Raw genomic sequence first — 24,780 nt, forward strand, 5'->3', positions numbered from 1 at the left:
TATATGAAGAAACATCAACTTTGCTGCATCGGCCATATCACTTTGGATAAGGTAGTCACTCCTCAAAGCACAGTCTATATGCCTGGAGGCACAGCTTTCTATTGTTCACACGCTATCCGCCATTTCAATGACATAGATTATGCATTAGTGACAGCAGTCGGCGCTACGGAAATGAAAGTAGTAGACCAGCTGCGCGGGATAGGCATCAGCGTAACCGCATTACCCAGCCAGCACTCTGTATACTTCGAGAACATCTATGGAGAAAATCCGGATGACCGTACACAACGTGTGTTGGCTAAAGCCGATCCTTTCACCGCTTCCCAGCTTCAGGAGATAGAGGCGGAAATTTATCATCTTGGTTCGCTGTTAGCAGATGATTTTTCTTTAGAAGTGATTAAGGAGTTATCCCGGAAAGGATTGATAGCTGTCGATTCGCAAGGATACCTGCGTGAAGTACGTGATACGCACGTATACCCGGTAGACTGGACTGACAAGCGGGAAGCTCTGCAATATATTCATTTCCTTAAAGTAAATGAGCACGAAATGGAAGTGCTCACAGGACTTTCCGATCCGCATGAGGCCGCACGTAAACTGCACGAATGGGGAGTGAAAGAAGTATTAGTCACTTTAGGAAGTATGGGGTCTCTCATTTACGACGGTACGGATTTTTATCGCATTCCGGCTTATAAACCCGGACAAGTAGTAGATGCAACCGGCTGTGGAGATACTTATACTATCGGATATTTGTATCAACGGGTATCGGGTGCGAGCATCGAAGAAGCAGGTCGGTTTGCTGCCGCCATGTCTACGCTGAAGATCGAGAAATCCGGTCCTTTCTGTGGAAATAAGGAAGATGTTATTCGATGTATGGAGACTGCGGAGCAGATGTACTAAAAGAGAGCCATACAGGCGTTAATATCAATAAGCAGAGCGCTGTTTTATCTTGAAAAAGGATGAAACAGCGCTCTGTTTATTAACTACTTTTTTCTCCTGTTCTTAATAAGTTGCCCTAGAAAAACACCACTCATTGTGAAAATCATTGCAATGGAAGCCGAGAACCAACGACTACTTTCCGTACATAAAAGAATGGTAAAGAGTCCCAATAATAGAACAAAGAATAATGCCAATTTAATATTACCTTTCATGTATCTTCGAACGTTTAAATTTAACAATCAGGAAATAGACACTTTGAAAGAAGACGCCAATAAATATCATTTTCAGACCATCAACATCAAACATACGTTCACACAGAACTCCGACAATCTTTAAAGCACAAAGTACTGCAATGATTAATGTGAAAGCATATTGTAAGGCAGCATTTCTTATCTTTAAATATTCAGCACTTGTTTCTTTACAGCACCAAGGAAAAAGATACACCAAATTAAAGCCAACAAAAATAGATACCAAAGTATCATATTCAAAGGGTACTACGAATATCTCATATATTCCCCAAAGAATAAGCAGTATAATAATCATCACATCTGGCCTATTTTTTTTCATGAATTTCATTGTTCTATTTTTATTTATTATTCAGACTGTTCGTATACCTTTCAGCTAAACCAAGCTTTACCTCAAAAGTAATAAATATCTTTCAAGGTTCACTCTATCCAGCTAATCTTTTGACCTAAGATGTTCAATAGCAGAAAACTAGTCCTAACTGAAAATCAAGACGTCTCATATAGAGTCTATCCAATTTGTTTGGACGTAGTGTTTCCTTTTTCTCATCGGCTGTCATTTCAATCTTCTTAAAGTCTCCACTTAAAACAGAAAAGCCTCCGTTTACCGCAAGGTGGTCTGTCAATTTATATTCTACCAGAAAGTCCATATTCCCGGCCAATGCACCGGAAGTACATTTAAATTCACTATTACTTCGACCTTCATCCCGATAATGTAGATATCCGGCTCCCAATACGCAACTAATTAAAGTTCTTTCGGTTATTGGAATTTTGAATCCAAGTTGCGGTCCTAAATACCAAAGTTCTACATTGTCAGCTACATTCGTTTCATCATCAAGTGTATAATTGGCAGAAGTACCGGAGAGATTAAACTTTAATCCGGCAACCCAAAATTTATCAATTCGATAGAGTGTCTTCACATTACACGTCAAGCCTCCATTATATTCCCCACGATAATTAACACCAAAAGGTGACAAGTTTGACTTACCGAACAATACACCTTTTCCACCATCTACCGAAATAAACAGTTTATCTCCGGAAAAACTCTGTGCAAATCCTACTGTAACAGAAAACACAAATAGGAAAAATAAAATAAGTTTTCTCATAATACTATATTTGAAAAGTCGTATGAATTGAAATATTCTAATTATCAATTCATACGACTAATTATTTTATATTTTTTCTCTAGTGATATAGATATACAATATAGAACCTAAAGCTAGAACTAGATTCATCAGTAAAATATATGTCACTTTATTGGGGTTATTATCAAAAAAGAAATAAATGCATAATGAAATTATGATAGATAATAAAAACAGTCCTGATAGAACCCATAATTTGTCAGTACTAGCATGAAATCGTTTTCTTTTCTTAATAAGTTGTCCTATGCAAACTCCCGTTGATGTACAAATCATTGCAATAGAAGCAGAAAACCAAATACTATTTTCTGTACATAAAAGAATGGAGAACAGACCTAATATTAAAATATAAAACAATGCTAATTTGATATTATTTCTCATTTACTGTACATATTAAATAATTATCAACGCAGGGGCAATAGTTTACCTATTGTGTCTCTCGCTATACTATCATCATCTCTTTCCATCGGCTTAAATTCTATTGTATCTATTTGTATTTCCGTTGGAGGGCGAGAGACTACACGGGAGCTACATAGCCAAGTTTGTAACACACACCAACCAACCGCCACAACAAATCCCGCACCAGCCGTAACCATTCCAAAAGCGGTTGACCATAAAGCACCAGCCAAGCCAAGAGATACATTGCACCCCCAATTTCCACCACGGGCTGTCAGATCGTCAAGTCCATCATATATTTCAAGAACATTACATGTATTATTTCTTTTATTAACCATTGCTTTAAAAATAGGAATATTGTTACTATCATAACATGTGAACATAGTTTCTTCAAGTGCATCTTCAGCATTTTGTGCACATTCAATTATAAGACAGTTTTCAATAACACCATTCTCTTTATAAAATGCCATTATATTATTAGCATCCATTTTACTTCGTACAACTATCATTTCCTCCCCAAAGGTTTGGATTTGTGGACGCAAAATTTCTTGCATACCTAAATCGTAATTCATTTCAGCATTATTAAAAGTAGTTCTTGTTTTTACCGAATTATTCAAGTAATCCAGTAGTTGTTGTTTCAATTCTAAACTACTCACTTTTTCAAAAGTCTTATTCTCAATAACATTCTGTTCTTCTGAAAGAGTATTTTGCTCATCCGAACATGATAAGCAGCAAATACAACATAATAAAAACATAAAAAAAATTGCTTTCATAACCGATTGAATTTAAAGGTTGATAAATACGTTACAACAATAATAAATAACAGATCCCAAAGGAAATTACCTCCTTCCTCTAACTTAATATTTTACAATTAGAAATATCGACTATACAGAAAAGGAACACAAAAAGTTACTTCTTGTCACTAAGACTAAAAGTACATTTATCCATTACCTTATTCAGTTCAGTTTCACTGTACAGTAAATGTACCTTCCAACAAACAATCATTCAAAATTATATGAATAGTATATTCTCCTTTTTCACAAGAAGACATATCAATCATGACAATGCTAGTGTTGTGATAAGTTTTGGAATGTACAATTTCACCTGTAGCTTTATTCGTTACAGTAATGATAGCATAATCTTTTGCTCTACCGAAGCTTACATTAAGAATATTAGAGAGAATAGCACATTTCTCATAAGTAGGTTGAATAGGTATTCCCATAGGATTAGAGCGGCTATCTTTTAGTAAATGAATATCATTTGAATTTGCCCATCCTTCAATCGCAAATAAGCAACAAAGTAATAATAATAGTTTTGCTTTCATAATACTTATTTTTATTGGTTATGATACAAATGTAAGGGATAAGATTTAAATAAATTCAGATGCCTGGTCACAATAAAGTTACAAGATAACTATGGATCTCGACTGCAAGTTACAGAAAAGTTACAGGAATGTCACAATCCAACATAAACACCTATGAGACAAGATATTGGCGTATAGTCATCCATTCAAAGAATTCTTCTCCTAACTTAATCTTCATGCGACTTTTCCGACTTTTAAATGCTCCTTCAGAAGCACGTGTACATAATAAGATTGTTTCTTTGGAGCAACCCAATAAGAGAAATACGCAATGGAGCAAGTCTTCTTTAGTTAAATCAGCATATTGAATTTTCAATTTAAGCATAATGTCGCCAAAAGTTTCATAAATGCTTTCACAAATCATCTGTCCTTCATGAATACTCAAAGAGGTAGCAACGCCCATCTTTTTCTCCAAAGAAAGAAGTTTCTCATGGGTTTCTGTCCTTCGAAACAACTGAAGACAAAGTTCTAAACTCGGCTCCAACATCCTCATAAAATCAGATTCAGCATTACCCTGATCCTCAAAGTCCCCAGATAGAATATCTGTACGACTCTTCATTAATTGATTTTGTAACTCAAGATACTTCTTTTTTCGACGTTTATCAATCCAAAGAGAAATCGCTCCTCCAATAATAAATAACAGCAAAAGTGATAAGACCTCAATTTTATATCTTCCCGCAATTTTTTGCTGATAAAATTCGATTTCATATTGATCAGCCAAACGAGTTATCTCAGCTGCCTTTGTTGTATCATAAATTGAATCTAGATAATAAATAAAAGAATCAGCTGCCGCTATAGCTGCTGGATAATTTTTCTCTTCTTTCTCCAATTTATATAATTCTCCATAACTTCCTCCACGGTTAAATATATAAGGAGAAGATTTACTCAAATTCAAATAATACCGTGCAGAGTCCATTTGATGGATATTACGTAAGATACAACCTTTTCGAAGATATTCAGAAAATAAATTAGTACCAGTTGGTGCAGAAGATATAGATGCAGAAAGATATTGGTTAGCCTTTTGAAATTCCCCTTTTTCATTATGCAAAATTCCCAATTCACTCAATATTATAGATTTATAATAATCTTCCCCTATATTCTCTGCAACATCCAATGCTTTTTGATAATAGACCAAAGCACTATCCAATTGATGTTGAAGCATAAAAACATACCCTATCCCTCTAACAGCATAAAATAGACCATCATCTTTCTTTTGCTTAATATAAATTTCATGCGCTTTATGATGGGCGTGCATAGCATCCTTATAAAGATTTTGTTCCGCATAACATCCCGCCAGATTCTCATAAATGGCCCCCAAATAAAGATACTCGCTCTCTTTAGGAATTACCTTTAATGCTTGCAAGAAATCTTTTACCGCCAAATCCATACACCGCATGTCTCGATACACACAACCCCGATAATAATAGGCTTGCATCTTACGCTCATTATTCCAACTTCTTTTATAATAATCTACTGCAAACCGAATCAATGAATCACTTGACTCATGAACATACAACTTAGTCCTTGCCCGTGTCAAAAATATAGCATAATCAGCTCTTTCAGAGCCGGATAACTTTTCAGGATGAGAAATGGATTCGAGGAGAGACAGGGCACTATCGGGGAACTCTTGCATCAGTGAGTCTGCCTGATGTAAAAGAGTAGTTGCATTACCTCCATCATGACAAGCAGAGAGAGACAAAATCAGGAACAACCCTATAATATAAGAAAGAAGTAGCTTCATAGTTCGTTTCGTTTTACAAATGTAAATAGAATAAAACAAACAAGCAACAAAAAGACAAATAATTTTTTCACACATCATAATTACAATGTTAAAATTGCCCTTTCTCTCTCTTTCCCTAATCTTTTTTGCCTTTCATTTGTTCACTTTGTTACTTTCGCCGGAAGACGGCAGAATAAACTTCAACCTAAATAGTAACGAATGGAAAAATTTAATGCAATGAGGACTAGACTTTTACAAGATCTTCAGAAGAAAACCATCAGGTTTAAGAGCATAGTGGCGCTCACTTGCTTGTTGCTGACCTCCGTATCCGCCTTTGCACAAACAAAGACAGTGACCGGTACGGTAACAGATGCCGCCAATGAACCGCTGATCGGTGCATCGGTGCTCGTACAAGGAACTTCCACCGGAACCATCACCGATATGGACGGTAAGTATTCAATCTCTGTCACCCCAGAAGACGTACTGGTATTCTCCTATGTAGGAATGACTACACAGAGTGTCAAGGTAGGAGCACAGAATGTGATCAACGTCACCCTGAAAGAAGATTCGCAGGTACTAGCCGAGACAGTCGTTATCGGATACGGTAGCGCGAAGAAAAGAGACTTGACAGGTTCTATTACCAACGTCAAAGGAGAAGAAATTGCCAACAAACCTGCAACGAACCCATTATCTTCCTTACAAGGAAAAGTGGCAGGTGTACAAATCGTAAACTCCGGACGTGCCGGTGCCGACCCCGAAATCCGTATCCGTGGTACAAACTCCATCAATGGCTACAAACCGTTGTACGTGGTAGACGGACTATTCAATGACAATATCAACTTCCTTAATCCGGAGGACATCGAATCTATGGAGATCCTGAAAGACCCGTCATCACTGGCTATCTTCGGTGTTCGCGGTGCGAATGGTGTCATCATCATCACCACCAAGAAAGCCAAAGAAGGACAGACACTGGTTAACATTAATACCTCTTTCGGTTTCAAGAAAGTAGTAGATAAGGTTGATTTGGTCAACGGTCCGCAATTTCAGGAGCTATACAGCGAACAGCTTGCCAATCAGAAGGACACTCCGTTCGACTTCAGCGGCTGGAACGCGAACACCAACTGGCAGGATGAGATTTTCCAGACTGCATTCATCACCAACAATAATATCAGTATTACCGGAGCTTCGCCGAAACACAGTTTCTATCTGGGCGTAGGTTACTCTCACGAACAGGGAAACATCAAGCATGAGAAGTTCAGTAAAGTGACCATCAATGCAAGTAATGACTATAAGATCACGGACTTTCTGAAAGTCGGTTTCCAGTTCAACGGAGCACGCACGCTTCCGGCAGACTCCAAACAGGTGCTCGGCGCTCTTCGTGCTGCCCCTATCGCACCGGTATATAATAAGGAATATGGCTTATACAGTGTTCTGCCCGAATTTCAAAAAGCACAGATCAACAATCCGATGGTAGACGTCGATCTGAAAGCCAATACGACCAAAGCCGAAAACTACCGGGCATCGGGTAATATCTATGGCGAAGTGGACTTCCTGAAACATTTCAACTTCAAAGCGATGTTCTCCATGGACTATGCTTCCAACAACGGACGGACATATTTGCCTGTCATGAAGGTGTATGACGATACTGCCGCAGGAGATGTAGTTACATTGGGAACCGGCAAGACAGAAGTCAGCCAGTTCAAGGAAAATGAAACGAAAGTGCAGAGTGACTATCTATTGACTTACACCAATAGTTTTGATCACGGCAATCATAACCTGACCGCTACAGCCGGCTTTACGACGTATTACAATTCACTGAGCCGACTGGACGGAGCACGCAAGCAAGGTGTCGGTCTGGTGATTCCTGACGATCCGGACAAATGGTTTGTCAGCATCGGTGATGCCGCAACAGCTACCAACGGAAGTACCCAATGGGAACGGACTACGGTATCCATGCTGGCACGTGTGATCTACAACTACAAAGGAAAATACCTGTTCAACGGTTCGTTCCGTCGCGATGGTTCTTCCGCCTTCTCATACACCGGCAATGAGTGGCAGAACTTCTTCTCACTAGGCGGCGGTTGGTTGATGACCGAAGAAGAGTTCATGAAGGATATCAAATGGCTCGATATGTTGAAAATCAAAGCATCTTACGGTACATTAGGCAATCAGAATCTGGACAGGGCCTATCCCGCCGAACCGCTGTTGTCAAATGCTTACTCGGCTGTTTTCGGCAAGCCGTCCATTATCTATCCCGGTTACCAGCTCTCCTATCTGCCCAATCCCAATCTGCGTTGGGAAAAAGTAGAAGCTTGGGAAGCAGGTTTCGAAACGAACGTGCTGCGCAACCGTCTGCACTTCGAAGGAGTATATTATAAGAAAAGGACCAAAGACTTGCTTGCCGAAGTGCCCGGTATCTCCGGAACAGTACCCGGCATCGGCAACTTGGGAGAAATCGAAAACATGGGTGTTGAAATGGCAGCCAGCTGGCGTGACCAGATCGGTGACTGGGGATACTCTGTCAGCGCCAACCTGACCACCATCAAGAATAAGGTGAAGAGCCTCGTTCAGGACGGATACTCCATTATCGCCGGAGACAAACAGCAGAGTTACACGATGGCGGGCTATCCTATCGGTTTCTTCTACGGTTACAAGGTGGCAGGCGTATACCAGTCGCAAGCCGACATCGATGCATCACCCGAAAATACCCTTGCCACAGTCACTCCCGGTGACCTGAAATTCGCCGACGTGAACAGAGACGGTAAGATTACCCCGGAAGACCGTACAATGATAGGTAACCCGACACCGGATTTCACCTATGGTCTTTCTCTCGGAGTAAACTACAAGAACTGGTCATTGGGCATCGATATGATGGGACAGCACGGTAACGAAATTTTCCGTACCTGGGACAATTATAACTTTGCACAGTTCAACTATCTGTCACAGCGCATGGACCGCTGGCACGGAGAAGGTACCTCCAACAGCCAGCCGTTGCTGAACTCCAAACATTCTATCAACAACCTGAATTCGGAGTATTATATCGAAGACGGCAGCTTCTTCCGTATCCGTAACGTGCAACTTGCTTACTCGTTCGACAAGGCCCTCCTTGCTAAAATACGCTTGCAGGCACTGAAAGTCTATGTCAACATACAGAACCTGAAGACATGGAAGCACAACACCGGCTACACACCGGAACTGGGAGGTAGCGCCACCACCTTCGGAGTAGACGACGGCAGCTACCCCGTACCTGCTGTCTACACCTTCGGCATCAACCTGACCTTCTAGTGGCGTGGCAAGGTACCACACCCAAGTTTCCATGCGGGTGACAAGGTGCCACAGCCAGGTTTCCATGCGCAATATAACTTTAATGAATCAAATCTATAATTGTATGAAACTAAATAAATATCTTTTTTCCACCTTTATTGCCGCCTCCACTCTGCTGATAAGCAGTTGCAGCGACTTTCTGGACCGGAGTCCGCAGGGACAATTCACCGAAGACGATAATCCCAATGCGCTGGTCAACGGTAAAATCTACAATGTCTATACCATGATGCGTAGTTTCGACATCACCGCCGGTACTCCCGCCATTGCTATCCATTATCTACGCTCCGAAGACTCCGAGAAAGGAAGTATCCCGAGTGACGGATCGGATGTAGCCGAAATGTACGATGACTTCTTATACACCCCGACCAACGGTTTGCTAGGTTCATACTGGGGAAAGAATTACGCCATCATCTACCAGTGTAATGATATCCTCGACGCCATTGCCGAGAAAGAGACTGCCGGACAAACAGAAACCGAAGATATCATCAACAAAGGGGAAGCTTCTTTCTTCCGTGCTTATTGTTACTTCAATCTAGTGAGAGCTTTTGGCGAAGTACCTTTGGTGACTTACAAGATCAACGATGCCTCGGAAGCCAACATCCCGAAGACTACCGCCGATAAAATCTACGAGCAGATCGATACCGACCTGAAAACTGCGGAAGAGTCATTGCCCGAAACATGGAGCACCGAATATACCGGACGCCTGACTTGGGGAGCTGCCCGTTCACTTCATGCCCGCACCTATATGATGCGCAGTGACTGGGACAACATGTACAAAGCCTCTACAGACGTTATCAACAAAGGTTTATATAATCTGAAAACTCCGTATAACGAAATATTCACCGACGACGGAGAGAACAGCGGCGGTTCTATATTCGAACTGCAATGTACCGCCACTGCCGCCCTTCCACAGAGTGACGTTATCGGCAGCCAATTCTGCGAAGTGCAAGGCGTTCGCGGAGCCGGTCAGTGGGACTTAGGCTGGGGATGGCACATGGCAACCCAGTTGATGGCAGACGCCTACGAGACAGGTGACCCGCGTAAAAACGCCACCCTGCTCTACTTCCGCAAAACGGACGATGAACCGATCACCCCGGAAAACACCAACGAACCTTATGGTGAATCCCCCGTCTCTCCGGCTATGGGAGCTTACTTCAACAAAAAAGCTTATACCGACCCCGCACTGCGTAAGGAATACACCAACAAAGGCTTTTGGGTGAATATCCGCCTGATCCGGTATTCGGATGTAGTATTGATGGCTGCCGAAGCTGCCAACGAAAAGAATATCCCCGGAGAAGCGGTGGATTATCTGGAAATGGTACGTGCACGTGCCAGAGGCACCAATACGAATATACTGCCCAAAATAACGACCAACGATCAGGGAGAATTGCGGGAAGCCATCCGCCACGAACGCCGCGTGGAACTCGGGCTGGAGCCCGACCGTTTCTACGATCTTGTACGTTGGGGGATCGCCTCGGAAGTATTGCACGCTGCCGGGAAAGTAAACTACCAGGATAAGAACGCATTATTGCCTTTGCCTCAGTCAGAAATTGACAAGTCCAAAGGAGTACTGGTACAGAATCCGGATTATTAATTAATATTCAAATCAAACTGATAGAACGATATGATAAATAAGAAAATATTTTTTTCACTTCTGCTGCTCGCTGCCGGCTTCCTGAGTGCGGCAGCGCAGAAGTCGCCACAAGACATGGACCGCTTCATCGACGCATTGATGAAAAAGATGACGGTGGAAGAAAAGATAGGTCAGTTGAACCTACCTGTCACCGGAGAAATCACTACGGGACAAGCCAAAAGCAGCGACATCGCCGCCAAAATCAAACGGGGCGAAGTAGGAGGCTTGTTCAATCTGAAAGGAGTAGAAAAAATACGCGATGTGCAGAAACAGGCGGTAGAACAATCCCGTCTGGGCATCCCCTTGCTATTCGGTATGGATGTCATTCACGGATACGAAACCATGTTCCCTATCCCGCTGGGATTATCCTGCACCTGGGATATGACCGCCATAGAAGAATCGGCACGTATCGCAGCCATAGAAGCCAGTGCCGACGGTATCTCATGGACATTCAGCCCGATGGTGGACATCTCACGCGACCCTCGTTGGGGACGTGTTTCCGAAGGCAGCGGTGAAGATCCCTTCCTTGGAGCCATGATTGCCGAAGCGATGGTACTCGGTTATCAGGGAAAGAACATGCAACGGAATGACGAAATTATGGCATGCGTAAAACACTTTGCACTGTATGGCGCAGGAGAAGGCGGACGTGACTACAATACGGTAGACATGAGCCGCCAGCGGATGTTCAATGAATATATGCTGCCTTACGAAGCGGCTGTAGAAGCCGGTGTAGGTAGTGTAATGGCTTCGTTCAACGAAGTAGATGGTGTGCCCGCTACCGCCAACAAGTGGCTGATGACGGATGTACTGCGTGGTCAGTGGGGGTTCAACGGATTTGTGGTAACCGACTATACCGGAATCTCCGAAATGATCGACCACGGTATCGGCGACCTGCAAACGGTTTCCGCACGTGCCATCAATGCCGGAGTAGACATGGATATGGTGAGCGAAGGCTTTGTCAGCACACTCAAGAAATCCATTCAGGAAGGCAAAGTTTCTATGGAAACACTGAATACTGCCTGCCGCCGTATCCTGGAAGCAAAATATAAACTGGGATTGTTTGACAATCCCTACAAGTACTGCGACTTAAAACGTCCGGCACGTGATATCTTTACGAAAGCGCACCGAGACGCTGCCCGCAGAATTGCCGCAGAAAGCTTTGTTCTTTTAAAGAATGACAACGTGACCCTGCGTCCGGGAACTCCTTCCGAACCTCTTCTTCCTTTTAACCCGAAAGGTAACATCGCCGTGATAGGTCCGTTAGCCGACAGCCGGACAAACATGCCGGGTACATGGAGCGTAGCTGCCGTACTCGACCGATGTCCGTCACTGGTAGAAGGACTGAAAGAGATGACTGCCGGAAAAGCAAACATCCTATATGCCAAAGGGAGCAATCTGATCAGCGACGCCTCTTACGAAGAACGCGCCACGATGTTCGGACGTTCGCTGAACCGTGACAACCGGACAGACGAGCAATTGTTGAACGAAGCATTGACGGTAGCCAACCAGTCGGATATCATCATTGCGGCTCTCGGAGAATCTTCCGAGATGAGCGGAGAAAGCAGCAGCCGTACAGACCTGAACATTCCGGATGTACAGCAAAACCTGCTGAAGGAGTTGCTTAAAACCGGAAAACCTGTCGTACTGGTATTATTCACAGGTCGCCCGCTGACGCTGACTTGGGAGCAGGAACACGTACCCGCCATTCTGAACGTATGGTTCGGAGGCAGCGAAGCTGCTTATGCCATCGGCGACGCACTCTTCGGATATGTCAATCCGGGTGGAAAACTGACAATGAGTTTCCCGAAGAATGTCGGTCAGATTCCACTGTATTATGCACATAAGAATACGGGACGCCCGCTAGCACAAGGCAAGTGGTTCGAAAAGTTCCGCAGCAATTATCTGGATGTGGACAATGAGCCGCTTTACCCGTTCGGATACGGACTGTCTTATACTACCTTCTCTTACGGTGATATCGACCTGAGCCGTTCTACCATCGACATGACGGGAGAACTGACGGCAGCAGTAATGGTCACCAATACTGGCACATGGCCGGGATCGGAAGTAGTACAACTCTATATCCGTGACCTCGTCGGCAGCACTACCCGTCCGGTGAAAGAGCTGAAAGGCTTCCAGAAGATATTCCTTGAACCGGGACAGTCGGAAATTGTACGGTTCAAGATTGCACCGGAAATGCTGAGATATTACAACTACGACCTGCAACTAGTAGCAGAACCGGGTGAATTTGAAGTAATGATCGGGACAAACAGCCGGGACGTGAAATCCGCACGATTCACGCTAAAATAAAAATCGTACAATAGGCATGGATTACACGGATTCACACGGTCTTTAACTGCGAAATCTCTTAAAACCGTGAAATCCGTGTAATCCGTGCCTAAATTTTATTCTCTCATTTAAATCCACAATCAATGAAAAAACTATCTCTCTATATTTCGCTCCTCTGCCTGATACTGACAGCGGGAGCCTGCAAAAACAAGACCGGCGGACCAGCCACCGCCAGTTCTGAGCTCACGGACGACGCCTTGATGGACACCGTTCAGCGCCGCACCTTTCTCTACTTTTGGGAAGGTGCCGAGCCCAACAGCGGACTTGCCCCCGAACGGTATCATGTAGACGGGGTATATCCGCAGAATGATGCCAACGTAGTCACTTCCGGCGGCAGCGGCTTCGGCATCATGGCTATCCTTGCCGGAATAGACCGGGGTTACGTCACCCGCGAAGAAGGTCTGGCACGAATGGAGCGCATCGTCTCCTTCCTCGAAAAAGCGGACCGTTTTCACGGAGCATATCCGCACTGGTGGTATGGCGATACAGGAAAGGTGAAACCTTTCGGACAGAAGGATAACGGAGGTGACTTGGTAGAAACTGCCTTCCTGATGCAAGGACTGCTCGCCGTACACCAGTATTACATCAACGGTAATGAGAAAGAAAAAGCACTGGCAGCACGCATTGACCAAATATGGAAAGACGTTGACTGGAACTGGTATCGCAACGGTGACCAAAATGTGCTATACTGGCACTGGAGCCCCACCTATGGCTGGGAAATGGACTTCCCCATACATGGGTACAACGAATGTATGATTATGTATATCCTCGCCGCAGCCTCTCCTACCCACGGAGTACCGGCAGCCGTCTATCACGATGGCTGGGCGCAGAACGGAGCTATCGTCTCCCCGCATAAAGTGGAAGGCATCGAACTGCATCTCCGCTATCAGGGCACGGAAGCCGGACCGCTTTTCTGGGCACAATACTCCTTCCTCGGACTCGACCCCGTCGGTCTGAAAGACGAATACTGTCCCAGCTACTTCCACGAAATGCGCAATCTGACATTAGTGAACCGTGCTTACTGCATCCGCAACCCCAAACACTACAAAGGTTTCGGACCGGACTGCTGGGGACTGACTGCCAGCTATTCCGTCGATGGATACGCTGCTCATTCACCGAATGAACAAGATGACAAAGGGGTTATCTCTCCCACCGCCGCCCTTTCATCCATCGTCTATACACCGGAATATTCGATGCAAGTGATGCGCCACCTGTATAATATGGGGGACAAAGTCTTCGGTCCTTTCGGATTCTACGATGCTTTCAGCGAAACAGACAACTGGTATCCGCAACGTTACCTTGCCATCGACCAGGGACCAATTGCAGTCATGATCGAGAATTACCGGACAGGGCTGTTATGGAAACTCTTCATGAGTCATCCCGATGTACAGGCAGGACTTACCAAGTTAGGTTTCAATACCAATAAGCAGGATGTAAGGCAGAAATAAAGAAATCACAGCGTGCGTGGAAGTGGTCTACTGACCACCTCCTCCACCTGTATTCCCACCTTCGCCGCCACCACCTTTCACATCGTCATTATTGATGCTTCGGGCAGCTTTCTTCACACTAGCTTTCAGTTCACCAATCCGGTAGCTGATGCTGACTCCAAAGCTACGACTCGGCCACTTACTGCTGCTCTTCGACAGGAAGTTTACGCCTTCCGTATGATTGTTATAGCTTCTGTATTTCTCAAATATATTACTGCAATACACATTCAGGCTCAAACGCTCATCTTTCAGGAAAGAACGGCTCGCACCCAAACTATAATAATAATAGCCGGAACCTTTTCCCTGTAGATTAATATAAGGAGTACTACCACCACCATTCAGACTTAACCGTATTTTCAACGGAAGAGTATGCTGGACGCCACCATAGAAAGAACCGTTCCATCCATAATTGTGCAATCCCTGCGCTTCACTTTTCAAGTCGCTGTAGTTTCCACGGCCATTGACGTACAGGCGCGTTTTAGGAGACGCGTTCCAGTTCAGATACAAGCTCATTCCTGTGTTCCGGCTCTTTCCTATATTGGCATAAGTGCTGTACAAAGCTCCTTCCGGTGCTATGTGTGTAGGATCATTATCAAACATCTCCCCTTCGGGCGCCGTAATCAACCGGCTTATATTCTCAATACTGTTATTGTTGAAAGAATGGCGCAGCGACACATTGATATTGAACTTCGCACTAAAATTGCTATAAGACAAGTCGAACGCATGGCTTTTTTCACTTTTCAGGTTCGAGTTACCTTGGGTGATAAACATCGGATTCAGATTATTAAAATAAGGATTCAGATTCCAGATGCCCGGACGCCAGATACGCATATTATAACCGACACGCATGTTTTGAGTCTTGCCGAGCTTCATGCCAAGAGAAACGGATGGCACCAGATCGCTGAAGTTCGTGTGAAAATTCTCACCCGGTCCAACGATATATTTCACCCGCTGCACAGTCTGTTCATAGCGCACTCCCGGCTTGAAGGTGAAATCCTTATATTTCAATGTATATCCGAGATAAGCGGCTAAAATATGATTCAAATGACGATAGTCGCTACTGCGGTCTTCGTTATATAAATAATCGTCACTTCCTCCGGCTGCTTCATATAGTTTGTTGTCACTGGTATTGCGGCGGAAGATATATTTCGCACCTGCCTCCACGGTATGCAACTCGCCTATCGGAGTCGTATAGTCCACTTGGAAGGTCTGTTCCATGGTATTCGTTTTGCCATCCGACTGGCTGTTTTTCAACAGCAACCGTTTCACAAGGTCGTCCACCTCCTCTTCTTTGGCGTGAATATCTTCATAGCCAGTATTAGATTTGCTTGTCTGAGGCTGCGTATTGATCTTATAGGAGAAGGTGATCATCCGCTGCTTGTTCTTTCTGGACGTGCGCTGATAGTCGATGTTTCCATTGATGGAATACCAGGAGCCATCTCCATGATTGCCGGTCCGGTAGCTGTAGGCTATGTCCTCATGGTTAGCACCATACATGGTGGTAAATCCATCGCCATAATTTTTACTATTGCTGCCATACATTCCAAAAGCCACCGTCAGCAGCCTTAAGGTGTCGATCTCATAACTGCCTTCCAGGTTTCCATACTGGAAGTTGCCTTTCGACTTGGAACTGCTATTTGATTCAAGATATTTTTCCGTATCCGACTCATAGTTCTCACGGTAGCTGTCCGAATATCCACGGGGCCGGTCATTGTAATTAAAGTTGTAATTGGCAGAGACAGTCATTTTCCCCTGCTTCACCATTGCGTAGCCGCCGGCACCGGCACCGTAGTTGCTGGCATTTGCCCGGAATGTTGCCGTATATCCTTCGAATCCACCGCCTACTGTTACGATATTCAAAATACCTCCCACTCCTTCAGCGTCATATTTAGCTCCGGGCGATGTTATCACCTCGATATATTTAATGGAATTGGCGGGCATACTCTTCAACACCTCTTTCGGGTTGTTGCTCATCATATTGTTGGGCTTCCCGTTGACGTGTATTTTAAAGCTGCTGCTACCATTCACCTGTATGTTGTCTTCTCCGTCCACTGTCACTAAAGGCACTTTTCGAAGCATCTCCAATATACTGTTCGATTTCGAGTCGGGGTCATCCTCAATATTATACTCAATCTTGTCTACATCCACCTTGACCAAAGGCTTTTGCGCCACGACTTCCACTCCTTTCAATTCATTATTAGCCTCAGCGGAGAGCATTGTCCCCAAATCAATGACTCTAACCGATGGTTTCAAAGTGAACTCTTTCGTGACGGGCGCCTTGCCTATCGAAGAAATAGTAATGACGTAATCTCCCGCACCTACATTCAGTTTCTCCTGAAACCTACCATTGGCACCCGTCACCGCCATCTTGACAGCCTTGTCCGGTGCTCCTTTTTTAGTAATCTTAATAGTAGCGTATGGTTCTCCATCCTGAGTCAGTGAATCCAAAAGTACCCCTTTGACAGTATAGGACGGCGTAGCGGAGTTTTGTGCCCAACCTGTCATCACTGCGGTGAACACGAATAGTAATAGTAGCAACAATCTGTGTTTCATGTTTGGAATCGTTTTAGTTTTTAGTTTATTAGACGAAGTTTCTTTCAATTTCTTACAAATACGGGGTAAAAGTAGATGGTTTCTTTATGGTTACGAAATCTTCGGAGTTAAGAATCGTAAAAGAAGAGATAAAAAAGATTATACGAAAAGAGAAACTGATTTCTACGCCATAAAATGGCAGAGCTCTTTCTTGGCTGCACATTATAAATACATTTTCAAAATCTTAAGAACAACGGCATAATTGAATAAAGGTTTTCTCTGTAGAAAATAACGTCACCACATTCATAAATTAATTCGTCCGGCTATAGGCATCTTTTCGTCCGCCTATAGCCGGACGAAAGGTTGCCTATAGGCAAACGCAACTTTGCCTATAGGCAGACGAATTAATTCATTCACTAAAAGAGATTAAGTTGTACACTAAAAGGTATTATATTTAGAACCCATATTTTATTTGCCATTAATATCAAGTAATTCCTGATATATCAGAGAATCGTTTTTCATTTTATTGCACATCCACTTCCATGCAGGCATCACCTTGATTTCCCTTCTCTTGAGCTTGCATCAACCATATACCAAGTAACTTGTATGAGGTATGAGTTGTATAATGTCAGAAATTCTTGCGCTGAAACGCCCCCTTCCCATCAAAGCCAGATGCTTTTATACGCCATACTATAAATTTTCAAATAGAAGGGTAGCCTTCACCTTTTCTTCGAAACCTTTTATTCATAAGTGATAACGGGTGAAGCATATCGCCCTTCACCGATCCTTCACCCAATTTTCATATGTAATCATAAAGACATCGTTCACTTTGCTATAAGCTAATTTGTTTTTGCTATAATGATATTCGTATTAGCTATAACCTAATAAAAAGATGCTAATAGATTATTTTTTTCTTCCCAATGTTTGTTTCAAACCATTGATAGTTTATTTCAAACACTTACAATGTTTTCTCCACTCACTAGGTGAATAGCCGTCCCTTCACCCGAGATCACTGATAAATAAAAGGTTGAGAGGAAAAAGTGAAGGTGAAGGCGACACTCGTAACATCTGCTGTATGGTTATTTAAAGCAATGCTTTAGCAACCATAAAGCATAGCTTTTGAAGATACAAAGCGTTGCTTTACGAAGGAGATAAATGTGCTAAGTGATATTAATGGCAAACAACACCTTGAAATAACATCGCCTAAACACAAAAAAACATTCTAAATACCAGACTTCTTTTATTTATTCCCATTCTCCCACTTTATTCCGAAAAAACATATATCTTTGCTGTACACTTTCTGCACATCAGCGAGATGTAATAAGCGGGTAGTGGTTTTTATTCCTTTAAATAGGAGTATTAATAATGTATTGTCTCTCGTACTCGAAACTAGCAATTTCACGCAAAGAGAGATGATACAACAGATACTCCACGTGAATGGCTGTATATCAACATATCAGTAAGAGATGTGTTATATATAAACGATTGGCGTGGATGTCTGTTGTTATCATTGTCTTTTGCAAGGGTTTGCTAGGCCTCGAGTACAGATAATGGTTCAACAGCATCCATGCCTCTTTTGTATCCGGTCGGTTCCCTTACATAATCCCCATACCCCATAACCCTCCGACTAGAAAGCAAAATGCAGGGATGCTTGTTGCACCATGCTTGGCAAGAGTTATTCGCTCTTTTTTGTTAAACGCATAAACAAAGAAACACTATGCCGAAATGGATTAGCATAGACGAAGCGGCGCACAAGTACGGAGTCAAAGAAGAAGACATCTGTTTGTGGGCAGAAATGGAAGCAATCACCGCATATTTCACTGAAACTACTCTTATCATAGACGAAAAGAGCCTTCAGAGATTTATATACCTGCGCAAGAATCTTCCCACAACAGGATATATCCGCACACTAGAACAACTCTGTATCAATCAGTCTGAAGTGTGTAAACTGTATATGGAAGTCATTGAGCTACAAGAAAAAGACCTTCAATACAAAAAGCGTAGAATTTCAGTGCTGGAAAGGCAGTATGCGATGGCAACCGAACAGAACAAGTTAAGAGAAAAGATAATCACGATAACCTCTGATATGCTAAGTAAAGCTGAAAGTGGATGGTGGGAAAAATTGTGGATGAAGATCAGAGCAACAAGGCCATCACAAAACATTCTGCAATCAAAGCACAAAAGAAGAAATAAATAGTTTATACAATAAGATTCCACCATCAAGATGAAAGTAAAAAGACGCATTCATTCCCAATACGGTATTTCAGCATCCAAATATTAAAATAAATTTATACCATTAAGATTCTATCTATCAAATTATAAATGATGTCCATTCAAAAATATTTCTATTAATACTCCGTAAACAGTGCAATTGCCAACAAGGCCAAGTCCAATAAAGGCATAATGCAAATCTTTCAAAAAAGTAACAAACATCTCTAAATTCTTTCACAATGTTATATATTGAAGATAAAAAGAATCAATCTATTCGTCAATGTCGAAAATCACCTCATTGCCGGTTCTTAAGTCACTAAAATTTAACACAGTTGTAATATGAAAAAGACGTTAGAAACTTTGTACGTTTCATAGAAAAAAATAACTTTGCTAAACTATTATTATCGAGAGAGAACAAAATGATAAATGATTCACAAAAATTTTATTAATTAATTAACAAAGCAACAAAATGAGAAATTTGAACTTTCTGAAGTTATTCTACGGGCTTATGCTTGTAATGGTTAGCACAGCTTTCGTAAGTTGCGTTGACGACAATGATGATACCGAGGCTCCATACCTCGAAGTTTCGCCTACAACCTTGATTTTCGGCTTAGACGGTCAACCAGCCAACGGAAGCCAAGCTTCTTTTGACATTTCAACCAACCGTAGTTGGAAAGCTACAGTAAAGGATGACAAATCATGGGTTACTCTATCAAAATATGAAGGTGAAGGTTCTGCTACTATTCAGGTTAGCATTCCGGAAAACGTTAATGATGAAGCCAGCGTTGTTATTGAGATTTCAAATAAAGTGGGTGTGTTGATGTCAGAGACTGTTAAGATTAGCAGTGGAAGCGTAGAGCCATCTGTAGTAATCTACAACGACAATGTTGGTACAATTGAGCTTGATAAAACGAATTGGCCTTTTGTTGATAAATACGAAGGATGGAATAAAACAGGGGTCGGTTCAGAATCCGTTACTTATACAGGCGTAAATGCTTCAGTCCGTAATAGTGGATTAGCAAATACAGATGCTTATGCAGGTGCATCAGGACCTAACGTTGTATTTTTCGGCAAAACTCCTACAAACTTCAATGTTAATACGATCACGCTTACTTCCGAACAAAAGAATCTGCAATTGACATTTGGAGCCAGCCGTTCTGTGAACAATAACGGAACATACGACAACACCTTCGATGTTTCCAAATTTGAAGTTGCATTAAGTGCTGATGGTACGGCTTGGGTACCAATTACATATACTAAGAATAATGGCGATGCCGATTATCCTTATTGGGTTTTTGCAACAGCAAACTTCACATTAAAACAAGTTCCAGAAAACCTATATATCAGATTCACAGCTTTAGATGCTTCAGCTATTCGTTTAGATGATATCACTTTGGCAACAGGTGCTGGTGGTACTGAAATTGATTTTGGAACAGCAGGAGAACCTAAAGTAACAACCACAGATGCAAAAGCCATCACAGCTACTACTGCAACATTAGGTGGTTCAGTTGCTAATATTGAAATTTCTGAAGCCACCGAAGTTGGTGTACAGTATATTGAATTCAGTACTGGAACTGTAACAGATATTGATTGGACAAAAGCAACTAAAACAGCCGCATCGGTAAAAGAAAATCCTTGGACAGTAGCTGTTACTAATCTGACTAAAGACAATCAATATGCATTCCGTGCTTATGCAACAACTGCATCTAGTACTATTTACGGTGAGCCTAAAACATTTGTTGCTACCGAGTCTACTGCAACTCCTATTTCTATAGCAGACTTAGTAACAAAAATGACAAGTACTTCCACAGCTGTAGATGAAAACTATGTAATTCAAGGTATTATTTGTGGTGATCCTGCAGGCAAGAACTACTCTTATGGTACTCTTTATCTGATGACCAAAGGAGCTACCACAGCGGGTAATGCACTTTCTTTATATAACAACCAAATAGATGTAACTCAGTATGCATTAGGTCAAGAGATTAAAGTAACATTACAAAAAGATGTAGCCAAAATATATAAACGTTATGATGTACCTCAAGTTGAAGGATTCAGTGCAGATAATATTGAGGTTATTTCTGCAAACAATGCCGTAACACCTGTAAAAGTCACTTTATCTCAACTAGCAGCATTTGTATGTATGCCTGTTACAGTTGAAAATGTCAATATTGCAACAGGAGGAGTGTGGAAAGATGCTGGTGCTGGCAAAAATCATACATTCAATGTTGCAGGGACATCATTCACTGTCAATATAAACAAGAACGCAACTCCGTTCGATAATCAGCCATATGCAGCAACAACAGCATCAATGACGGGTATTGCTTCCATCTACCAAAGTGCAGGACAATTGGCACCTCGTAATCTTGAAGACGTGAGCGGATTCGCTTCCAATAAACCAATGATTGTATCGGTTGATCCATCTTCTGTTAGTTTTTCTTCTATAGGTGGAAGTCAAACAATTGAAGTAACGACTGTTAATCAAGGCAGTAATACACTTGCAATAAGCCAATTAAGCGGTATTTTATCTGCAAAACTCGAAAATGGGAAAGTAATAGTTACATCAAATGCTAACGAAAGCAGTGATGATGTTAAGCAAGACCTCACCATCAGCATTACTAATGGCAATAGTGTTACTGTGCCTATAAAAGTTTCAGCAAAAGGAGGAAGTGATACAAAAGGAACTTATACTTCCATGACACCCTTCTTATTCGCTCAAGGTTCTGATAAAACAAATGCCTACTCTCAAGATTTATCTATTAATGAAACTACTATTGAAGGACTGAAATTGGGTACCAGCAAAAAAAGTGGAACATTTACAACAGGAGCTTTAGGAATCAGTGGCAACAAAAAATTGTCTTTCTATGCTAGCGCATGGAATAAAGAGACAATGACTGTTTATATAAAAGTTAATGGAGGTGGTAGTGTGTCAGGTGATGATAATATTACAGCAGAGCCAAATACTGGTGTAGCAGGAACTGGAACATTCATTGTAACCTTTACTGATTCAGACTATTACACTTTTAACCTTACAGACTTAACACCTGAGTCAACAATCACAATTGCAACTGATGCTAATTTTGATGGGAATGGAGCCAAAGCTCGAGGTGTAATGTGTGGATTCCAATTATATTAAAATCTGATAGAAATTAGTAAACTCTTGGCAGGTAATACTTGCCAAGAGTTACTTGTCTCTAAATATATATCTTAAAATGATATCATTTACCAAATACTATACATCATTATTGCTATCAGTGCTCATTTTATTAATGACAGCATGTAGCAACGATGACTCCAACGGTGGAGGCTCGTCACAAACAGGTGATGCCTACTGGAAAATTTCCTCCACTGTAAAATCAGCATCCGGATCGTCTGCCATAATCATCACAGGTACTCCTGGGACAATATGGAATGCAGAAATCACTGAGGGCACAACATGGTGTTCTTTCAGTAGCAATGATCTGACCTTATCCTCTAAATCCGGAGAAATAAAAGACGGACTCAATGTTTTATACGTGTATTATAATAGCAATACAGGTAAAGAACAACGTGTAGCAAAAGTTTCACTCCAGTTTGCAGACCAAGAGGCGAAAGTCTTTGATTTAGTACAATTATCTGAATCACAGCAGAACTTGCCAGCTTTCAAACTGTGGGCTGAAGTACCTGATTTCAAGGAAAATGCTAATTATCAGTATGTAACTCATTATGCTCTTTTAAATAATAAAACAATACGTAATTATTCTATTTGTTTTGATAAAACAAAGAAAGCAGCTTTATGGGTAGCCTATCCGATACATAACGCATACCTCAAAGGTTCAGGAGAACGTACAGACCGTTGGGCCTTCGACCCTATCATTCCTCAAAGTTATCAGGCTGATTGTACATTAAGATCTTATGGAGGATCTTATGACCGTGGTCATCAGCTTCCATCAGCCGATCGCCTAGGAACAGACGAAATGAATGCTCAAACCTTCTATATGTCCAATATGACCCCACAGCTTAATCGTTTGAATCAGGATATGTGGGCTAAACTTGAAACAAAAGTTCGGGCAAATAACTGTTCTGATACCTTGTATGTAGTTACCGGCGCATATTTTGGGGCAGGTGCAACCACTACTACAGATGGAGCAAGGAATACAGTTCCGGTTCCTACAAACTATTTTAAAGTACTTCTGCGTACGAAGAGTGGAAAAACAGGAAAGAACATCAAAGATTGTTCAGACAGTGAACTGATATCAATCGGATTTTGGGTAGATCACAAATCATATGGAAACATTGAACCTCCTAAGTCTATCTGTACTTCTGTAGCAGACATCGAAAAGATGACAGGATTTACCTTCTTTCCACAAGTATCCAACAGTGTAAAACAACAAAATAATCCCACTCAATGGGGGATTAACTAATAAGCTAGCTTATGAAAAAACTGTTATTAGTAACCGCGCTCTTTGCGCTGCTGATATCGTTCAGCTTTGCGCAGAAACCGTATAAGGTTGTATTTTACAATCTTGAGAACTTCTTCGATACAATCAATGATCCGGAAGTTCACGATGATGAATTTACTCCCGAAGGTCCTAAGAAGTGGAACTCAGCCAAGTACAATAAGAAGTTGGCTAACACAGAACGTGTATTCTTCGATATTGCAGCTATCAACAAGGATTATCCGGTAATTATCGGTGTATCGGAAGTAGAAAACCGCAGTGTACTGGAAGATATTATCGCAACCCGCAAACTGGCTCCGGCAAACTATCGGATTTCACATTTCGACTCTCCTGAAGCCCGCGGTGTAGACGTTGCTTTTCTGTATCGTCCCGATGTGTTTAAAATAGAAGGAGAAAAAGCTGTAAGAACAGTCATCCCTTCACTTCCGGACTTCAAGACCCGTGATATCCTGACGCTTTGGGGAACGATTGAAAACGAACCCTTCTTCTTTATGGTAGCACACTGGCCTTCACGCCTGGGAGGAAAAGAAGCTTCAGAATTTAAACGTATCGCTGTAGGCGAACAGATGCGCAGTATTGCAGACTCTGTAATGAAGGCCAATCCTAACACGAAAGTGGTTATGATGGGAGACTTCAATGATGATCCGACCGACAAAAGTATAGCACAAGGGTTAGGAGCCAAATTCAAACTGAAAGATTTGAAGGAAGGCGACTTCTTCGCTCCTTATGCCGACATGCTCAAAGCAGGATACGGAACACTAGCCTACGGAGATGCCTGGAATATCTTTGATAATATTGTAGTATCCGAGAATTTAGCAAAAGGATCGACAGGAAAGCTGAAATTGCAGCAAGCTCCCGGATCTAAATTCTATGGAAATATCTTCAAGCAACTTTACATGGTGCAGAAAGAAGGACAATACAAAGGATATCCATTGCGCACATACGTAGGTAATAACTTCCAGGGAGGTTACAGTGACCACTTCCCCGTATATATCTATATAGGTAAATAAAAAAATAAGTT

General features: G+C 42.2%; 15 protein-coding genes. 9 read left to right on the top strand and 6 right to left on the bottom strand.

Going from position 1 to position 24,780, the window contains the following annotated elements:
• Window positions 1-3: 3 nt before the first annotated feature.
• Window positions 4-894, top strand: coding sequence for a PfkB family carbohydrate kinase (locus DW640_RS10115; protein WP_008762527.1), 891 nt, complete (start codon window positions 4-6; stop codon window positions 892-894).
• 240 nt (window positions 895-1,134) lie between these two features.
• Here the strand turns inward: DW640_RS10115 and DW640_RS10120 are convergent, their stop codons facing one another.
• From DW640_RS10120 to DW640_RS10145, 5 genes are all read right to left on the bottom strand, one after another.
• Complete coding sequence (locus DW640_RS10120) at window positions 1,135-1,509, bottom strand: hypothetical protein (protein WP_008767119.1); 375 nt, start codon at window positions 1,507-1,509, stop codon at window positions 1,135-1,137.
• A gap of 124 nt (window positions 1,510-1,633) precedes the next feature.
• Window positions 1,634-2,281: a hypothetical protein gene (locus DW640_RS10125; protein ID WP_008767120.1), complete on the bottom strand. Its 648-nt coding sequence runs from the start codon at window positions 2,279-2,281 to the stop codon at window positions 1,634-1,636.
• A 437-nt stretch (window positions 2,282-2,718) separates the two neighbouring features.
• On the bottom strand, window positions 2,719-3,483 hold the full coding sequence (locus DW640_RS10135; RefSeq protein ID WP_008762523.1) for a hypothetical protein: 765 nt from the start codon (window positions 3,481-3,483) through the stop codon (window positions 2,719-2,721).
• Window positions 3,484-3,677: 194 nt separating this feature from the next.
• The gene (locus DW640_RS10140) at window positions 3,678-4,034 is read right to left on the bottom strand and encodes a DUF3244 domain-containing protein (RefSeq protein ID WP_008762522.1); all 357 of its coding nucleotides are present in this window, start codon (window positions 4,032-4,034) and stop codon (window positions 3,678-3,680) included.
• 151 nt (window positions 4,035-4,185) lie between these two features.
• Window positions 4,186-5,811 (bottom strand): tetratricopeptide repeat protein, encoded by a 1,626-nt coding sequence (locus DW640_RS10145; RefSeq protein WP_008767122.1) that lies wholly within the window; start codon window positions 5,809-5,811, stop codon window positions 4,186-4,188.
• A gap of 198 nt (window positions 5,812-6,009) precedes the next feature.
• Between DW640_RS10145 and DW640_RS10150 the strand changes: the two genes are divergently transcribed.
• The 4 genes from DW640_RS10150 (at window position 6,010) to DW640_RS10165 (ending at window position 14,541) form a co-directional block, all read left to right on the top strand.
• On the top strand, window positions 6,010-9,075 hold the full coding sequence (locus tag DW640_RS10150) for a TonB-dependent receptor (protein ID WP_008767123.1): 3,066 nt from the start codon (window positions 6,010-6,012) through the stop codon (window positions 9,073-9,075).
• Between the two features lie 103 nt (window positions 9,076-9,178).
• Window positions 9,179-10,708, top strand: coding sequence for a RagB/SusD family nutrient uptake outer membrane protein (locus DW640_RS10155; protein ID WP_055229073.1), 1,530 nt, complete (start codon window positions 9,179-9,181; stop codon window positions 10,706-10,708).
• A 30-nt stretch (window positions 10,709-10,738) separates the two neighbouring features.
• Entirely contained in the window at window positions 10,739-13,054 is a 2,316-nt protein-coding gene (gene bglX / locus DW640_RS10160; RefSeq protein ID WP_117578009.1) for a beta-glucosidase BglX, read from the top strand.
• A gap of 122 nt (window positions 13,055-13,176) precedes the next feature.
• Window positions 13,177-14,541 (top strand): glucoamylase family protein, encoded by a 1,365-nt coding sequence (locus tag DW640_RS10165; protein WP_055229072.1) that lies wholly within the window; start codon window positions 13,177-13,179, stop codon window positions 14,539-14,541.
• A 27-nt stretch (window positions 14,542-14,568) separates the two neighbouring features.
• Here the strand turns inward: DW640_RS10165 and DW640_RS10170 are convergent, their stop codons facing one another.
• Complete coding sequence (locus DW640_RS10170) at window positions 14,569-17,133, bottom strand: outer membrane beta-barrel family protein (protein ID WP_055229071.1); 2,565 nt, start codon at window positions 17,131-17,133, stop codon at window positions 14,569-14,571.
• A 1,696-nt stretch (window positions 17,134-18,829) separates the two neighbouring features.
• On the opposite strand from DW640_RS10170, the gene DW640_RS10180 reads away from it, so the two are divergent.
• The 4 genes from DW640_RS10180 to DW640_RS10195 all read left to right on the top strand — a co-directional run bounded on the left by DW640_RS10180 (window position 18,830) and on the right by DW640_RS10195 (window position 24,769).
• A complete protein-coding gene (locus tag DW640_RS10180; protein WP_055229069.1) occupies window positions 18,830-19,309 on the top strand; it encodes a hypothetical protein in 480 nt (159 codons plus the stop codon).
• A gap of 483 nt (window positions 19,310-19,792) precedes the next feature.
• Window positions 19,793-22,456: a DUF5689 domain-containing protein gene (locus tag DW640_RS10185; protein WP_022472122.1), complete on the top strand. Its 2,664-nt coding sequence runs from the start codon at window positions 19,793-19,795 to the stop codon at window positions 22,454-22,456.
• A 76-nt stretch (window positions 22,457-22,532) separates the two neighbouring features.
• On the top strand, window positions 22,533-23,723 hold the full coding sequence (locus DW640_RS10190) for a DNA/RNA non-specific endonuclease (protein ID WP_055229068.1): 1,191 nt from the start codon (window positions 22,533-22,535) through the stop codon (window positions 23,721-23,723).
• A gap of 11 nt (window positions 23,724-23,734) precedes the next feature.
• Window positions 23,735-24,769 (top strand): endonuclease/exonuclease/phosphatase family protein, encoded by a 1,035-nt coding sequence (locus DW640_RS10195; protein ID WP_022472124.1) that lies wholly within the window; start codon window positions 23,735-23,737, stop codon window positions 24,767-24,769.
• The last annotated feature ends 11 nt before the right edge of the window (window positions 24,770-24,780 follow it).

Origin of the sequence: Bacteroides sp. AM23-12 (assembly GCF_003434395.1) — a bacterium.
Lineage (GTDB): Bacteria > Bacteroidota > Bacteroidia > Bacteroidales > Bacteroidaceae > Bacteroides > Bacteroides thetaiotaomicron.

Bases quoted from the DNA above. Each gene is read 5' to 3' on its own strand.
- DW640_RS10115 (WP_008762527.1), top strand. From the start codon at position 4: ATGAAGAAACATCAACTTTGCTGCATCGGCCATATCACTTTGGATAAG.
- DW640_RS10120 (WP_008767119.1), bottom strand. From the start codon at position 1,509: ATGAAATTCATGAAAAAAAATAGGCCAGATGTGATGATTATTATACTG.
- DW640_RS10125 (WP_008767120.1), bottom strand. From the start codon at position 2,281: ATGAGAAAACTTATTTTATTTTTCCTATTTGTGTTTTCTGTTACAGTA.
- DW640_RS10135 (WP_008762523.1), bottom strand. From the start codon at position 3,483: ATGAAAGCAATTTTTTTTATGTTTTTATTATGTTGTATTTGCTGCTTA.
- DW640_RS10140 (WP_008762522.1), bottom strand. From the start codon at position 4,034: ATGAAAGCAAAACTATTATTATTACTTTGTTGCTTATTTGCGATTGAA.
- DW640_RS10145 (WP_008767122.1), bottom strand. From the start codon at position 5,811: ATGAAGCTACTTCTTTCTTATATTATAGGGTTGTTCCTGATTTTGTCT.
- DW640_RS10150 (WP_008767123.1), top strand. From the start codon at position 6,010: ATGGAAAAATTTAATGCAATGAGGACTAGACTTTTACAAGATCTTCAG.
- DW640_RS10155 (WP_055229073.1), top strand. From the start codon at position 9,179: ATGAAACTAAATAAATATCTTTTTTCCACCTTTATTGCCGCCTCCACT.
- bglX (WP_117578009.1), top strand. From the start codon at position 10,739: ATGATAAATAAGAAAATATTTTTTTCACTTCTGCTGCTCGCTGCCGGC.
- DW640_RS10165 (WP_055229072.1), top strand. From the start codon at position 13,177: ATGAAAAAACTATCTCTCTATATTTCGCTCCTCTGCCTGATACTGACA.
- DW640_RS10170 (WP_055229071.1), bottom strand. From the start codon at position 17,133: ATGAAACACAGATTGTTGCTACTATTACTATTCGTGTTCACCGCAGTG.
- DW640_RS10180 (WP_055229069.1), top strand. From the start codon at position 18,830: ATGCCGAAATGGATTAGCATAGACGAAGCGGCGCACAAGTACGGAGTC.
- DW640_RS10185 (WP_022472122.1), top strand. From the start codon at position 19,793: ATGAGAAATTTGAACTTTCTGAAGTTATTCTACGGGCTTATGCTTGTA.
- DW640_RS10190 (WP_055229068.1), top strand. From the start codon at position 22,533: ATGATATCATTTACCAAATACTATACATCATTATTGCTATCAGTGCTC.
- DW640_RS10195 (WP_022472124.1), top strand. From the start codon at position 23,735: ATGAAAAAACTGTTATTAGTAACCGCGCTCTTTGCGCTGCTGATATCG.